Annotated in this window: 12 protein-coding genes; 10 read left to right on the forward strand and 2 right to left on the reverse strand. The window is 74.5% G+C overall.

The features are described from left to right. Position 1: 1 nt before the first annotated feature. From ABD340_RS41360 to ABD340_RS41380, 5 genes are all read left to right on the forward strand, one after another. Entirely contained in the window at positions 2–955 is a 954-nt protein-coding gene (locus tag ABD340_RS41360; protein ID WP_344596841.1) for a hypothetical protein, read from the forward strand. A 320-nt stretch (positions 956–1,275) separates the two neighbouring features. Further along, positions 1,276–2,883, forward strand: a complete 1,608-nt coding sequence (gene murJ / locus ABD340_RS41365; protein WP_344596843.1) for a murein biosynthesis integral membrane protein MurJ — start codon at positions 1,276–1,278, stop codon at positions 2,881–2,883. A 79-nt stretch (positions 2,884–2,962) separates the two neighbouring features. Then, positions 2,963–4,150, forward strand: a complete 1,188-nt coding sequence (locus ABD340_RS41370) for a glycosyltransferase family 4 protein (protein WP_425547527.1) — start codon at positions 2,963–2,965, stop codon at positions 4,148–4,150. A 272-nt stretch (positions 4,151–4,422) separates the two neighbouring features. Beyond that, positions 4,423–5,460: a TerC family protein gene (locus ABD340_RS41375; RefSeq protein WP_344596846.1), complete on the forward strand. Its 1,038-nt coding sequence runs from the start codon at positions 4,423–4,425 to the stop codon at positions 5,458–5,460. 108 nt (positions 5,461–5,568) lie between these two features. Then, entirely contained in the window at positions 5,569–7,770 is a 2,202-nt protein-coding gene (locus ABD340_RS41380) for an acyl-CoA dehydrogenase family protein (RefSeq protein ID WP_344596847.1), read from the forward strand. Positions 7,771–7,817: 47 nt separating this feature from the next. On the opposite strand, the gene ABD340_RS41385 is transcribed toward ABD340_RS41380, so the two are convergent. Continuing rightward, positions 7,818–8,156, reverse strand: a complete 339-nt coding sequence (locus ABD340_RS41385) for a hypothetical protein (RefSeq protein WP_344596849.1) — start codon at positions 8,154–8,156, stop codon at positions 7,818–7,820. 141 nt (positions 8,157–8,297) lie between these two features. Between ABD340_RS41385 and ABD340_RS41390 the strand changes: the two genes are divergently transcribed. From ABD340_RS41390 to ABD340_RS41400, 3 genes are all read left to right on the forward strand, one after another. After that, positions 8,298–8,786 (forward strand): hypothetical protein, encoded by a 489-nt coding sequence (locus ABD340_RS41390; protein ID WP_344596850.1) that lies wholly within the window; start codon positions 8,298–8,300, stop codon positions 8,784–8,786. An 8-nt stretch (positions 8,787–8,794) separates the two neighbouring features. After that, on the forward strand, positions 8,795–9,679 hold the full coding sequence (locus ABD340_RS41395) for an AAA family ATPase (protein WP_344596851.1): 885 nt from the start codon (positions 8,795–8,797) through the stop codon (positions 9,677–9,679). Positions 9,680–9,750: 71 nt separating this feature from the next. Further along, complete coding sequence (locus ABD340_RS41400; protein ID WP_425547528.1) at positions 9,751–11,130, forward strand: vWA domain-containing protein; 1,380 nt, start codon at positions 9,751–9,753, stop codon at positions 11,128–11,130. A 13-nt stretch (positions 11,131–11,143) separates the two neighbouring features. Here ABD340_RS41400 and ABD340_RS41405 read toward each other — a convergent pair whose 3' ends face one another. Next, a complete protein-coding gene (locus tag ABD340_RS41405; protein WP_344596854.1) occupies positions 11,144–12,538 on the reverse strand; it encodes an MFS transporter in 1,395 nt (464 codons plus the stop codon). A 109-nt stretch (positions 12,539–12,647) separates the two neighbouring features. Here ABD340_RS41405 and ABD340_RS41410 point away from each other — a divergent pair, with 109 nt between their 5' ends. Both ABD340_RS41410 and ABD340_RS41415 read left to right on the forward strand, forming a co-directional pair. Further along, positions 12,648–13,148 carry a winged helix-turn-helix transcriptional regulator gene (locus tag ABD340_RS41410; protein WP_344596856.1) on the forward strand — a complete coding sequence of 167 codons (501 nt, stop codon included), beginning with the start codon at positions 12,648–12,650 and terminating at the stop codon, positions 13,146–13,148. Between the two features lie 55 nt (positions 13,149–13,203). Next, positions 13,204–14,796 carry an adenylate/guanylate cyclase domain-containing protein gene (locus tag ABD340_RS41415; protein ID WP_344596858.1) on the forward strand — a complete coding sequence of 531 codons (1,593 nt, stop codon included), beginning with the start codon at positions 13,204–13,206 and terminating at the stop codon, positions 14,794–14,796. Position 14,797: the final 1 nt, after the last annotated feature.

Below are 14,797 nucleotides of genomic sequence, written 5' to 3' on the forward strand. Positions count from 1 at the left end.
CATGATCCGACCGACGGTCCGGGTGCTGGCCGGCGCGGCGCTGGGCGCCGTGGCCGCGCGGAGCGCCTATCGCGCGCTGGTCCGCCGCCCGCCGGGGCTGAACGGGCTGCCGGGCGAGGAGGCCTGGGGGCGCACCAACCACCGCGGGGAGCCGGTGACGCTGCTGGAGGGGCCCGCGTTCGTGGCGGGCGCCGCGGCGGCGGGGCTGCTGGCGCCCGGGGCGGGCGGCCGGGTGCGCTTGGCGGCGCTGCTCGCCGGGGCGGGCGCGGGCGTGCTCGGCGGTTACGACGATCTGGCGGGTTCGGCCGGCTCGCGCGGCTTCAAGGGGCACCTGGGCGCACTGGCGCGCGGGGAGGTGACCAGCGGCGCGGTGAAGATCCTGGGCATCGGCGCCACCGGGCTGGCCGCCGCCGCGATCGCCGGGTCGCCGGCCCCGTCGCGTGCCGGGCGGGCGTTCGACACGGTGCTGGACGGCGCGATCGTGGCCGGGAGCGCCAACCTGATGAACCTGTTCGACCTGCGTCCGGGCCGGGCGATCAAGGTGGGGCTCATCACCGGGGTGCCGCTGGCGCTGACCTCTTCGGGGTCGGCGGTGGTCGCGGCCCCGCTGGGCGCGGCGACCGCGCTGCTGCCCGAGGACCTGGGTGAACGGGCGATGCTCGGCGACACCGGCTCGAACGCGCTCGGTGCGCTGCTGGGGCTGGCCGCGACCCGGCTGGCGCGCGGGCCCCGGCTGGCGGTGCTGGCGGGATTGGCCGGGCTGAACGCCGCGAGCGAGTTCGTCAGCTTCACCAAGGTGATCAGGGAGATCCCGGCGCTGAACTGGGTCGACATGCTGGGCCGCCGGCCTCCGGAGGTGCCCGCGGCGGGTGCGGTTCCGGCCCAGCCCGGTCCGGTGGACGCCGCGGCCGGGACGGGCGCGGACGCCGGCCCGCTTGGCGACCCCGCCCCCTGAGAGGTCCCGAAGACGCTGAGACGCAGGCCGGACGCGTCCCGGAATCGCCCGAATCGGAGACACGCCCCCGAAGAGGGCGCGTGCGACCCCTCCGCCTCTGAGATCATCTGCCTCTGAGACCTCCCGCTCCAGGGCCCCGGCGGACGGCGTGCTCCATCGCGCGTGCCGGCTCCGGCGGCTCCCCGCGCGGGGTCCCTGCCGGCCGGCCCCTTCCGGCCGGCAAGAACCGAGAACCTCCCGACCGCCCGTCCGAACGCCAGTTGTGAGCCCCGAGACCCGTGACCCCGACCGACCCGCCGCCATCCCCCCCGGGGCCTGGCATGACGCCGCGGCTGCGCCGGCTGACCGGCGGGCTCGCCGGAGCCGCCGTGATCATCGGTGTGATCACGGTGCTGTCCCGGCTGGCCGGGTTCGGGCGCACCTACGCCTTCTCGCAGACCGTCACCACCTCCTGCCTCGGCCAGGCCTACTTCACCTCGACGCAGCTGCCGAGCATCGTGTACGAGATCGTGGCGGGCGGCGCGCTGGCCGGGATGGTCGTCCCGGTGCTGGCGGGTCCGGCCGACCGCGGCGACCGCGAGCAGGTGCGCCGGATCGCCTCCGCGCTGCTCACCTGGATCGTGCTGCTGATGGTGCCGCTGTCGGCGCTGCTGGCGGTGCTGTCGCGGCCGCTCATGGGCCTGCTGGTGGGCGGCGACCTGCAGGGCTGCTCGCGGTCGGCGATCGTGTCGGTCGGCGCCGACATGATGGCGATCATGGCGCCGCAGATGGTGATGTACGGGGTCGCGGTCGTGCTGTACGGGCTGCTGCAGTCGCATCGCCGGTTCGTGGCGCCGGCGCTGGCCCCGCTGATGTCGAGCCTGGTGGTGATCGGTGCCTACCTGGCGTACGCGCCGCTCGGCCGCGGCTTCGAGAACGACCTGGCCGGGCTGCCCCGCTCGGCCGAGCTGACGCTGGCGGTCGGCACCGCGCTCGGCGGCGTCGCGATGGCGGTCACCGCGGGCGTGGCGGCGTGGCGGCTGCGCCTGGGCCTGCGTCCCACGCTGCGCTTCCCCGACGGGGTGGCGCCGCGGGTGCGGCGGCTGGCGGTGGCCGGGCTGGCCACGGTGGTGGCTCAGCAGCTGTCGGCGCTGCTGGTCGTCCGGCTGAGTTACGCGGGCACCGGCGGTGCCCTCGCCAACTACCAGTACGCCTGGGCGCTGTACCTCCTGCCGTGGGCGATCCTGGCCGTGCCCATCGCGACCAGCGCGTTCCCGATGCTGTCGGCGCGGCTGGAGGACGCCGCCGAGTTCGACCGGATCACCGCGTCCACCACCCGGGCGGTCATCCTGGTGTCGTGCGCGGGCGCCGCGGTGCTGGCCGCGGTCGCCGTCCCGGCGGCGGCGGTCTTCAACCCGGGGCAGGCCGGGCAGCAGGAGGTGCTGTCCCGTGCGGTGCTCGCCTTCGCCCCGGGCCTGCTGGGGTACGGTCTGGTCGCGCACCTGCAACGGGTGCTGTTCGCCTGCCATCGCGGCAGGATGGGTGCCATCGCCATCGTCACGGGCTGGCTGGTGGTGATGGCCGCCGACGTCCTCCTGGTGCTCGCCGCCGGACGGGACTGGGTGGTGGCGGCGTTGGGCCTGGGCAACGCCGCCGGGATGACCGTGGCGGGGGCGCTGCTGATCGCCACGGTGGTACGTGCCCGGGGGCGGGCGGCGGTACGCGGTGTACCGCGCGCGCTCGCCGCCGGGATCGCCGGGGCCGCCGCCGGAGGGGCCGCGGGCGACGCGGTGGCGGCGCTCCTCGGCACGGGAGGCCAGATGCTGAACATCGGTATCGCGGCACTGGCCGCCCTGGTCGCCGCGGCGGTGTTCGCGGCGTTGGCGTTCGTGATCGACGGCCGGGATCTGCGGGCCGTCCTGAGCCGGAAGGTCGCGCGTAATGACTGATCGATCCGTTGCCGGGCCGGAGCCGGCCGCCGAGCCGGGGGACCCCGGGGCGCCGGTGGACGACGACGGGCTGAAGGGCCTGCGGGTGGCGCTGGTGCTGGCCACCAGCGCGGGCGGTGTGGGACGGCACGTGCGGTCGGTGGCGTCCGGTCTGGCCGCGCGCGGCGCCCACGTGGTCGTCTGCGGGCCCGCCGAGACCGAGCGGACGTTCGGCTTCGAGCGGGGCGGGGTCCGGTTCGCGGCGGTCGACCTGGCCGACCGGCCGCGGCCGGTGAGCGACGCCAAGGCGGTCGCGCGGCTGCGCACGCTGCTGCGCGGCGCCGACGTCGTGCACGCGCACGGGATGCGCGCGGGCGGTCTGGCCGCCGCGGCCTGCGCCCGGGTCGCCACCGGCCCGCTGCGCATGGCCCGGGGCGGCGGGCCCCCGCTCGTCGTGACGCTGCACAACGCGGTGACCATGGGCGGCCGGACCGCGGTGGCGTACGGGGCGCTGGAGCGAGTGGTGTCGCTGGGCGCCGACGAGGTCCTCGGCGTCTCGCCCGATCTGGAGGACCGGATGCGGGCGCTGGGCGCCCGTTCGGTCGGGCACGCGCTGGTCCCGGCGCCGGTGCCGCGCTCGCAGCCGAGCCCGACGGTGCGCGCCGACCTGCGCGCCGAGCTGGGCGTCGGGGAGCGCCCGCTGATCCTGACCGTGGGCCGGCTGGCCGCGCAGAAGGGCCTGTTCACGCTGCTGGACGCGGCGGAGGGCTGGAAGCGGCGCACCCCGCCGCCGCTGGTCGCGATCGTCGGCAACGGTCCCCTCGAGGACGAGCTGCGGGCCCGGATCGATCGGGACGAGCTGCCGGTGCGGCTGCTGGGGCGGCGCGGGGACGTCCCGGCGCTGCTGGCGGCGGCCGATGTCACGGTGGTCCCGAGCGTGTGGGAGGGGCAGCCGCTGATCGTCCAGGAGATCCTGCGCACCGGGCGGCCGCTGGTCGCCACGCGGGTCGGCGGCGTCCCGCAGATGGTCGGTGCGGTCCACGGCGGCGGTATCGGGGGGGAGGACCGGCCGGTGCGGGGGCCGGAGAGCGAGGCGGCGCTGCTGGTGCCGCCGGGCGACCCGGCCGCCCTGGAGCGGGCGGTGAGCCGCGTGCTGGACGATCCGGCGCTGGCGGTGCGTCTCGGGGCGGCCGCCGCGGAGCAGGCGATGTCGCTGCCCGTCGAGTCCGACGCGGTGGACCAGCTCGCGGAGATCTACCTGCGTCTGGTCTCGTCCGCCGGGCACTGAAGCGGGTGCCGGGTCGGCGCCGAGGGTGGGGAATGTCAGGCCCTTAGACGGCGGCGTGCGCGTTCCGGTTCAGGTCTCCGCGGAAAAATTTTGGGAATCTTGGAACGCGTCCGGTGCGCCCCGCGTTTCAGGAGGTAGTGGAGGGGAGTATCCCTGCGCGGTGGTCTCGTCAGCACGGCCGGTCCGTACCGGCCCGGGATCATCGGCCCGCACCATGCTCTCAGGGCGGGAGAGACCTCCGGCGTTGAGCTATGCCGCCGGAGGCGTTTGCCGTGCACGTTGCACCATGGGTGTGGGCCCTGACCCTGATCGGGATCCTCACCGTCATCATCTTCGACCTGCTGGTGATCCACCGGGGTGACACCCGGGAGTTCACCACCCGCCGGGCCGCGTTCTGGTCCACCGTCTACATCGGCCTCGCGGTCCTTTTCGGGCTGGGGGTCTGGGCCTTCTCCGGAGGGCGGTACGCCGCCGAGTACTTCGGCGGGTTCGTCACCGAGAAGAGCCTGAGCGTCGACAACCTCTTCGTCTTCATGGTGATCCTGACCCGGTTCGCGGTGCCCAAGCACGCCCAGCACACGGTGCTGATGGCCGGGATCCTGATCGCGCTCGTGCTGCGCGGCCTGTTCATCGCGGCGGGCGCGGCGGCGCTGAACGCCTTCACCTGGGTCTTCGTCATCTTCGGCGTGTTCCTGATCTGGACCGCGATCGGGCTGGTGCGCGGCGGTGACGATGACGAGGTCAAGGAGAACTTCCTGCTGCGCTGGGTGAAGCGGGCGCTGCCCACCAGCGACGACTACGAGGGCAACAAGATCATCACGCGCCGGGACGGGCGCCGGATGGTCACCCCGCTGTTCGTGGTGATCATCGCGATCGGCTCCACCGACGTGATGTTCGCGCTCGACTCCATCCCGGCGATCTTCGGTCTCACCACCGAGCCCTACCTGGTCTTCACCGCCAACGCCTTCGCCCTGATGGGTCTGGTGCAGCTGTACTTCCTGCTGGGCGGGCTGGCCGAGAAGCTGGTCTACCTCAGTCACGGGCTGGCGTTCATCCTGGGCTTCATCGGGGTGAAGCTGATCCTGCACGCGCTGCACGAGTACGGCGTGTCCTGGGCGCCGGACGTGCCGATCTGGCTGTCCCTGTCGGTGATCGCCGGCACGCTGGTCGCCACCACGGTCGCCAGCCTGGCAGTCGGCCGCCGCGACGGGGCCGGCGCCGCGACGCCCGCGAAGACGCAGGAGGCCGCGGCCGCCGGGGCGGGCGGCGACGAGGACGACCCGCGCGCGCTGGAGTCCCGCGAGGTGTGAGTCATCACGAATTCGGCACGGCTGTCGCCTGAGACGTAACTCACCCCCGCACCGAACCCGAATCCTGTTCTAGAATCGGTTCGTCAATGGGGCTGAGAGAGGTGACGCATGGCCATCGGGCTGACCGAAGAGCATGAGGCACTCGCCGAATCGGTGCGCGGGTTCGCCGAGCGCAACGTCACGGCGGCGGTCGTACGGGCCGCGCTGGACGCGGACGAGGAGACCCGTCCCGGCTTCTGGTCGGCCCTGGCCGAGCAGGGGCTGCTCGGGCTGCATCTGGAGGAGGAGCACGGCGGGCAGGGCTACGGCCTGCTGGAGCTGGCCGTGGTGCTGGAGGAGCTGGGCCGGGCCGCGGCGCCCGGCCCGTTCCTGCCCACCGTGCTGGCCAGTGCGGTGGTGAACGCCTCCAGCAACGCCAAGGCTCGCGGGGAGCTGCTGCCCGGTCTGGGGGATGGCTCGCGCACCGGCGCGCTGGCGCTCGATGGGGAGCTGACCGGCCGTCGCGAAGGCGACCGGCTGGTGGTCAGCGGCATCGCCGCCACGGTGCTGGGCGCCGCCCTCGCCGACGTGCTGGTGCTGCCGGTCGTCCTCGACGGCGGCGGCCGCGAGTGGGTGGCCGTCGACGCCGCCGAGACGACCGTGACCCCGGCCGCCCAGAGCCTGGACCGCGTCCGCCGGGTCGCCGCGGTCGAGCTGGCGGACGTCGCCGTCACCCCCGACCGGGTGCTGGACGGCCTCACCGGCACCGCCGTCCGCGACCTCTCCGTCGCGTTGCTGGGCGCCGAGGCGGCGGGAGCGGCGGGCTGGTGCGTCACCACCGCCGCCGAGTACGCCAAGGTCCGCGAGCAGTTCGGCCGCCCGATCGGGCAGTTCCAGGGCGTCAAGCACAAGGCCGCCCGCATGCTGATCGCGCTGGAGCAGGCCCGCGCCGCCGTCTGGGACGCCGCCCGGGCGCTGGACGACCGTTCCGAGGACGCCTCGTTCGCCGCCGCCGTCGCCGGCGTCATCGCGCTGGACGGCGCCGGGCGGACCGCCCGCGACGCCATCCAGATCCTCGGCGGCATCGGCTTCACCTGGGAGCACGACGCGCACGTCTACCTGCGCCGCGCGCTGACGCTGCGGGCGCTGGCCGGGCCCGCCAAGGGCTACGCGGCCGACGTCGCCCGCCGCGCCCTGGCGGGCGGGCGCCGCGCGGTGGAGCTGGAGCTGGACGACGACACCCAGCCGCTGCGCGAGCGCATCCGCGCCGAGGTCGCCGAGCTGGCCGCGATCGGCGAGAAGGACGAGCTGAAGCGCACCATGGGCGACCGGGGCTGGACCGTCCCGCACCTGCCCGAGCCGTGGGGCCGCGGCGCCTCCCCGGTCGAGCAGATCCTCATCCAGCAGGAGCTCAGGGCGGCCAAGGTCAAGCAGCCGAACCTGGTGATCGGCGCCTGGCTGGTGCCCTCCCTGGTCGCCTACGCCACCGAGGAGCAGAAGGAGCGCTTCCTGCGCCCGACGCTGCGCGGCGAGATGGTGTGGTGCCAGCTGTTCAGCGAGCCGGGCGCCGGCTCCGACCTGGCCTCGCTGTCGATGCGGGCCGAGCGGGTCGAGGGCGGGTGGCGGCTCACCGGCCAGAAGATCTGGACGTCGGTGGCGCAGTTCGCGCAGTGGGGCTTCTGCCTGGCCCGCACGAACCCGGACGCGGCCAAGCACGACGGCATCAGCTACTTCCTGGTCGACATGAAGGCCGAGGGCGTGGACGTGCGGCCGCTGCGCGAGCTGACCGGCGAGTCGCTGTTCAACGAGGTGTTCCTGGACGGCGTCTTCGTCCCCGACGACCAGGTGGTCGGCGAGGTCGACAAGGGCTGGCAGGTGGCCCGCAACACCCTAAGCAACGAGCGGGTGTCGCTGTCGACCGGCGGCGGGCTGGGCATGGGCGTGCCCGAACTGCTGAGGTTCTTCGAGGGCGCCGAGCTGGACCCGATAGCCGAGGCGGAGGTGGGCGGGCTGGTCGCGCAGGGCCAGTCGATCGACCTGCTCGGGCTGCGCACCACGCTCAAGCAGCTCAACGGGGTGGAGCCCGGGGCCGAAGCGAGCGTGCGCAAGCTGCTGGGCGTGCAGTTCAACCAGGACGTGGCCGACTACTGCTGGGCCGCGCAGGGCACGGGGGCGGTCGTCGAGGCGCCGGGAGAGCGCAGCGGGACCGTCGCGCGGGCCATGCTGTTCTCCCGCGCGATGACGATCTACGGCGGCACCACCGAGGTGCAGCTCAACATCATCGGCGAGCGGCTGCTCGGTCTGCCCCGCGACCCCGAGCCCGGCAAGTGACGTGATCGCGCGCCGCGGCGGGCGGGCCTGCCGCCGCCCGCCGCGGCTCAGCGCGGGCGCCAGGAGTAGATGAGGTTGACCATGACGATGGCGGCACAGACCACCACCAGGCCCGGCATGCCGGCGTTGACGACACCGATCGCGGTCAGCGGGACGGCCGCGATCAGTGACACGATCGCCAGCGCGAGGTCGGAGCCGTGGCCGTTCCCCGGCTGGGCGGCGGGCGCCTTCCGCGGCGCCTGGACGGCGGACGCGCGGGCCGCCACGGTCTCCTCGATGCGGTCGACGAGCGTCTCGACGAAGGCGTCGTCGTAGTCGGGGCCCAGTTCCCGCCGGGCCGCCAGCGCCGCGGCCAGGTCGTCGCGCGGCAGGCGTGGAGTCGTCATTCTTCGGTTATAAGCAACAAGTCCCGCTCCTGGCGTCACCCTTGGGGACGAAACTCGCGATCGGCCGGTGGGACCACGCGGTCTGGAAGCTACCGCTCGGTTAAAATGCCGACCTCGTCCGCGAACCTCCCGGAGGTCAACGTGAGAGCACGGGTCCGCCCCACCGCCGCGCCCGCCCTCGCCTGCGGGGTGCTCGCCTCCGCGCTCGTCCTGGCCGGATGCGGCGGGGACGGCGACGACAAGGCACCCGCCGCGCCCGCCGCCTCCGGTGCGACGACCACACCGCCGGTCTCCGTGCCGTCCGCGCCCGCGAGCGTCCCCCCGGCCGCCGGGCAGCCCACCCTTCCGGCCGTGCCCAAGGTGAAGGCAGGCCAGGTCAAGCCGCTGGTCGGACGGTGGGTGAGCCCCGCCGGCGACTACTTCCAGTTCAAGGCCGACGGCACCGGCTCCTGGATGAAGGGCGGCCAGTCGCTCTGGAACGGCCAGGTGATCCCCGAGGGCAAGGGCCGGTTCCGCTTCTCCTGGCAGGGCGGCGACCCGAAGAGCGCCTCGTACTGGGGCGCCACGCTCACCGGCGGCAAACTGCTGTTCGCCGGGACCAACCAGACCTACACGAAGGCCAAGGGATGATGCTGGAAATGAACGCCGCGGGGGACGGGGAGGCGCTTTTCGCCTCGCCCGCCGATGTCGACCGGCGGCTCGCCGAGGTCGACTACCTGGCGGACGAGGCCATCGCGACCACGGTGTTCCTCGCCCAGGCGCTCGGCAAACCGCTCCTGGTGGAGGGGCCCGCGGGGGTCGGCAAGACGGAACTGGCCAAGGCGGTCGCCGCCGCCACCGGCGCCGAGCTGATCAGGCTGCAGTGCTACGAGGGCCTGGACGAGGCACGCGCGCTGTACGAGTTCAACTACAAGAAGCAGCTGCTGGCCATCCAGGCGGCCCGGGAGGATCGGGCCTGGCAGCAGACCCACGACGACATCTTCTCCGAGGAGTTCCTGCTGGAGCGTCCGCTGCTGGCGGCGATCCGGCGCACCGGGCCGACCGTGCTGCTGATCGACGAGGCCGACAAGGCCGACGTCGAGGTCGAGGGGATGCTGCTGGAGGTGCTGTCGGACTTCCAGGTGACGATCCCGGAGCTGGGCACGGTCGCCGCGGTCCGCCGCCCGTTCGTGCTGATCACCTCGAACGCGGCGCGGGAGCTGTCGGAGGCGCTCAAGCGGCGCTGCCTGTACCTGCACCTGGACTATCCCGAGCCCGAGCGGGAGCGGGACATCGTGCTGGCGCAGGTCCCCGGGATCGAGGCGGCGCTGGCCGAGCAGCTGGTCCGCACGGTCGGGACGCTGCGCGAGCTGGAGGTCAAGAAGGCGCCGTCGATCGCCGAGACCGTCGACTGGGCCCGCACCCTGCTCGCCCTGGGGCTGGACGAGCTGGACGAGGCGGCGGTGGCGCGCACGCTCGGCGTCGTCCTCAAGCACGTCTCCGACCAGGAGCGCGCCGTCAAGGAACTGGGACTGCGGGGCTGACCGTGGACGTTCGGGAGGGCGCGGCGGGCCCGGCGGGGCGGCGGTCGCTGGTCGACCGGCACACCGGCTTCATGGCGGCGCTGCGCGAGGCGGGGATGCCGGTGTCGGTCGCCGAGGGCCTGGACGCGGTGCGCGCCATGCAGGTGATCGACCTGGTGGACAGGGACGCGCTGCGCGCCGCGTACGCGGCGACGCTGGTGAAGCGGCCCGCGCACCGGCCGACCTTCGACACCCTCTTCGACCTGTGGTTCCCCGCGGCGCTAGGGGACGGTGCCGCGCACGCGGCCGGGCTGGAGACGGACACAGCGGCGGCCCGCCGCGCGCAGCGCCATCCGGGGGAGCGCCGTCCGCCGCCGCCGCTGGACCCGGAGGTGCAGGCGCTGCGCCGCGAGCTGTTCGACCTGCTGCTGTCGGGCGATGACCCAGGGCTGCGGCAGTTCGCCCGGACGGCGGTGGCCGAGTACGGGCGGACGCCGGGCCAGGAGTCGTGGTTCTCCTCCGGCGTGCTGCGCGCGATGTCGCCGGAGACGCTGATGGCCGGGTTGCTGGACGCGGTGCTGGCCGGCCAGGAGCGCGGCGGCATGGCCGAGCGGGTCGCGCGGCGGACGTTCCGGTCCCGGATCTCCCGTTTCGGGGATCTGGTGGCCACCGAGGTGCGGCGGCGGATCGCCGAGGACACCGGTGTGGAGCGGACCGCGCGGCTGGCCGTCCGCCCCCCGCTGGAACGGCTCGACTTCGGCCGTGCCGCCCGCTCCGACCTGGCCGCGATGCGCCGCGAGGTCTACCCGCTGGCGCGGCGGCTGGCGACCCGGCTGCAGCAGAGGCAGCGCGCCGGGAACCGGGGCCGGCTCGACTTCCGGCGGACCGTGCGGGCGTCGCTGGGCAGCGGCGGGGTGCCGCTGACCACCCACCACCGGCCGCGCCGCCCGCACAAGCCGGAACTGGTGGTGCTGTGCGACGCCAGCGACTCGGTGTCGGCGTTCGCGCACTTCACGCTGCTGCTGACGTTCGCGCTGCGGGAGCAGTTCAGCAAGGTGCGGGCGTTCGCGTTCATCGACACCACCGACGAGATCACCCGGTTCTTCGCGCCGGGCGTGGACGTGGTGGACGCGATGACCCGGCTGGCCCGGGAGGCCGACCTGGTCTGGATCACCGGGCGCAGCAACTACGGCCACGCGATCAAGGTGTTCGGGGAGCGGTACGGCGACGCGGTCACGTCCAAGACGTCCCTGCTGGTCCTGGGGGACGCCCGGTCCAACTACGGCGAGCTGTCGCTGCCGGTCCTGCGGGAGCTGGCGGGCCGGGCGCGGCACGCGTACTGGCTGAATCCCGAGCCGCGCGCGCAGTGGGACACCGGCGACTCGGCCGCCTCCCGCTACGGGGAGATCGTCCCGATGCACGAGTGCCGCAACCTGGCCCAGCTCACCGGGTTCATCGAGGAACTGGCCTGAGGGCCCGGGGACGTCAGTCCCGTTCCCGGACCAGGGCGGCGAAGACGGCCCCGAGTACGGCGACGGCGCTGCAGACCAGCATCGCGATGTCGGCGCCGTGCGCGAACGCCTCGGCGGGGCTCGCGCCGCCGCCCGACCCGGTGACGATCGTGCCGACCAGCGCCACCCCCAGCGAGGCGCCGATGTAGCGGGCGGTGTTGTTGGCGCCCGAGCCCATGGCCGCCCGTTCGGGCGGGACGCTCTCCACCGCCAGCCGCGCCAGCATGGCGTTGCCCAGGCCGCTGCCGAGCCCTGCCACGATCAGGCCGGGGACCATCCGCCACCAGTGCTCGCCGGGGGAGAAGCCCAGTAGCGCGAGCTGGCCCGCCGCGTTGAGCGCCAGCGCGGCGGCCAGCAGCCGTCCCGCCGGGAGCCGTGCGGGCAGCCGCCGGGCCTGCGCCGCGGCCACGAACGACAGCCCCGACCAGATCGACAGCAGCAGCGCCGCGTCCAGCGCGCTCATGCCCAGGACGACGGCCAGCACCGTGGGCACGTAGCTCATCACGCCGATGATCCCCAGCCCGGTGACCAGCGCGCCGACCACCGACAGCAGGAAGCGGGGCCGCCGGAACAGGGCGAGGTCGAGCATCGGCGCGCGGCGGCGGGCCTGCACCGCCACGAACGCGCCCAGCAGCGCGGCGGCCAGCGCCAGCAGCCCGGCGACCTCGGGACGGCCCCAGCCGGCCCGGCCCACGGTGATGGCCGTGAGCAGTGCCGCGATTCCCAGGCTCATCGTGATCACGCCGGGCACGTCCAGGCCGCGGCGGTGCTCGGCGCGCGACTCGCGCAGCGTCCGGGCGGCGACCGCGGCCAGCAGTGCCGCCGCGGCGACCGTGGCCCAGTACCACGCCCGCCAGCCGCCCAGGACGCCGAGCCCGGCGGCGGCGATCGGGCCGGTGGCGATGCCGAGCCCGAGCATGGCGCCCCAGATGCCGGTGGCGTGGGAGCGCCGCGGGCCGGGCGCGAAGGTGGCGCCGATGATGCCCAGCCCGGCGGCGATGAGCGCGGCGCTGGCCGCGCCCTGCACGATCCGGCCGGCGACGAAGACGGCGGTTGTGGGCGCGACGGCGCAGCCCGCGCTGGAGATCGCCAGCAGCACGGCGCCGATCACGAACACCCGCTTGCGGCCGTGGTCGTCGGCCAGGCTGCCGACCGCCAGCAGCGCCGCCGCCAGGCCGAGGCTGATCGAGCTCATCAGCCAGATCTGGGCGGTGGGGCCGGCGCGCAGCCCGGCGGCGGTGTCGGTCAGCATCGCCAGCGGGGCGGTGTAGTTCATCAGGGCCAGCAGGGTCGCGGCCGCGGGCAGGGCCAGTGCGGCGGTGGTGCCGGACGGCATCGTCCGCGAGGTGCGGCTGATCGCCAGCGTCATCCCGTCTCCGTCTCTCGATCACTCTAAGTTCAATGAACGAACTGCGTTGTGCCGACGGTAGCACGCTCAAGTTCGTTCAATGAACCACGCGGCGGGTAATCTGGTGCGCATGGCACTCGGCAAGGACTACGTGCGGCAGGACTGCTCGCTGGCCCGCGCGCTGGAGGTCGTGGGGGAGCGCTGGACGCTGCTGATCGTCCGGGACGCCCTGTACGGGGTGCGCCGCTTCGGGCACTTCCTCGCACACCTGGAGATCCCGCGCGCCGTCCTGTCGGCCCGCCTCCAGGCGCTGGTGGAGGCGGGCGTGCTGGAGAAGCGGGGCGGCGACTACGTGATCACCGACACCGGCCGCGACCTGTGGCCGGTGGTGCACGCGCTGGCCCGCTGGGGCGACCGCAACTACTCCGACCAGGGGCCGTGCCGGCTGTTCCTGCACATCCCCTGCGGCAAGCGGATCGACGCCGACGGGGCCTGCCCCGCCTGCGGCCGCGTCGTGCCGCTGGAGGAACTGGAGATGCACCCCGGCCCGGGCCTGGACCCCGCCCGGGACGACCCGATCAGCGTGGCCCTGCGCACGCCGCACCGCCTGCTGGAGCCCATCGCGGTGTGATCGCCCACCGCGCGGTCCTTCAGCGGGCGGCGGCGAGCGGATAACCTGCACGCCCATGAAGACCGACGCGTCCGACGGCGTGGCCGCACCGCTCCGCGGCCGCCTGCTCGGGCCCGTCCGGCGCCTGGTCGACGGCCGGCCCGGCGACTCCCCGGCCCGGATCGCCCGCCGCGCCCGGATCCTGGTCACCGTCGCGACCGGCCTGGCCAATCTGGGCGGCGCGCTGGTCGTGCTGCTGTTCACCGTCGTCGTGCCCGACCCCGGCACGGCCGTCTCCGACCGGCTGCGCGTCATCAATCTCGCGGTCTTCACCGGCTATGTGATCGCGGCCGTTCCGGTCGGGCTCGTGCTGGGCGAGCGGTTCTTCCGCCGGGTGCGGCGGCTGGTCGTCCGGCACCGCGCCCCCGACGAGCACGAGCGCTCGCTGCTGCTGTACGGCCCGCTGCGGCTGATGTCGGTGCACCTCACGCTCTGGGGGATCGGCACGGTCGGCTGGGTGCTGATCAACCTGCCGTTCTCCGCCCTGCTGGCGGTCAAGCTCGGCCTCACCAGCCTGCTCGGCGGCCTCACCACCTGCACCGTCGTCTACCTGCTGACCGAGCGGCTGCTGCGGCGCGCGGTCACCACCGCCCTGGCCACCGGGATGCCCGGCCGGACGGGGCTGCCCGGGGTGGTGGCGCGGTCGGTGCTGGCCTGGGCGCTGGGCACCGCGGTGCCGATCCTCGGGCTGATCGTGCTGGCGACCGGCTCCTTTCTGATCGCCGAGGTCACGCTGCGCGACTTCGCGGTGGCGGTGCTGGCGCTCGGCGGGACCGCGCTGGTCGTCGGCCTCGGCGTCACCTACGGCGCGGCCCGCGCCATCGCCGACCCGGTGGAGTCGGTGCGGCTCGGCCTGGCCAGGGTCGAGGGCGGCGACCTGGACGTGCAGGTGCCGGTCTACGACGCCAGCGAGGTGGGACTCCTGCAGGCCGGCTTCAACCACATGGCCGCCGGGCTGCGCGAGCACGCCCGGCTGCAGGACCTGTTCGGCCGCCAGGTCGGCGAGGACGTGGCCCGGGTGGCGCTGGAGCGCGGCATCGACCTGGGCGGCGAGCTGCGCGAGGTCGCGGTGGTCTTCGTCGACATCGTCGGCTCCACCCGGCTGGCCGCCGACCGGCCGCCCACCGAGGTGGTCAAGCTGCTCAACGACTTCTTCGCCGTGGTGGTGGAGGCGATCGGCGACCACGGCGGCTGGATCAACAAGTTCGAGGGCGACGCCGCGCTGGCCGTCTTCGGCGCCCCGCTCGCGCTGGACGGCTCGGGCGCGCGGGCCCTGGCGGCGTCCCGCGAACTGGCCGGGCGGCTGCGCCGGGAGGTGCCCGCGCTGAGCGCCGGCATCGGGGTGTCGGCGGGCGAGGCCGTCGCCGGGAACATCGGGGCCGAGGAACGCTTCGAGTACACCGTCATCGGCGATCCGGTGAACGAGGCCGCCCGCCTCACCGACCTGGCCAAGGGGACGGAGGCGCGCGTGCTCGCCGCGGGCTCGCTCGTCGAGCGGGTCCGCCGGGAGGGACACGAGGACGAGGCGCGGCACTGGGCACTCGGCGGGGAGGTCACGCTGCGCGGCCGCGCCGGACCCACCCGCCTGGCCTCACCGCGCGTTCCCTAGG

Source organism: Actinomadura vinacea (genome assembly GCF_039532545.1).
Taxonomy (GTDB): domain Bacteria; phylum Actinomycetota; class Actinomycetes; order Streptosporangiales; family Streptosporangiaceae; genus Spirillospora; species Spirillospora vinacea.

Excerpts from the sequence above, each read along its gene's own strand:
- ABD340_RS41360 (WP_344596841.1), top strand. The coding sequence starts at position 2 with ATGATCCGACCGACGGTCCGGGTGCTGGCCGGCGCGGCGCTGGGCGCC.
- murJ (WP_344596843.1), top strand. The coding sequence starts at position 1,276 with ATGACGCCGCGGCTGCGCCGGCTGACCGGCGGGCTCGCCGGAGCCGCC.
- ABD340_RS41380 (WP_344596847.1), top strand. The coding sequence starts at position 5,569 with ATGGCCATCGGGCTGACCGAAGAGCATGAGGCACTCGCCGAATCGGTG.
- ABD340_RS41385 (WP_344596849.1), bottom strand. The coding sequence starts at position 8,156 with ATGACGACTCCACGCCTGCCGCGCGACGACCTGGCCGCGGCGCTGGCG.
- ABD340_RS41395 (WP_344596851.1), top strand. The coding sequence starts at position 8,795 with ATGAACGCCGCGGGGGACGGGGAGGCGCTTTTCGCCTCGCCCGCCGAT.
- ABD340_RS41400 (WP_425547528.1), top strand. The coding sequence starts at position 9,751 with ATGGCGGCGCTGCGCGAGGCGGGGATGCCGGTGTCGGTCGCCGAGGGC.
- ABD340_RS41405 (WP_344596854.1), bottom strand. The coding sequence starts at position 12,538 with ATGACGCTGGCGATCAGCCGCACCTCGCGGACGATGCCGTCCGGCACC.
- ABD340_RS41410 (WP_344596856.1), top strand. The coding sequence starts at position 12,648 with ATGGCACTCGGCAAGGACTACGTGCGGCAGGACTGCTCGCTGGCCCGC.
- ABD340_RS41415 (WP_344596858.1), top strand. The coding sequence starts at position 13,204 with ATGAAGACCGACGCGTCCGACGGCGTGGCCGCACCGCTCCGCGGCCGC.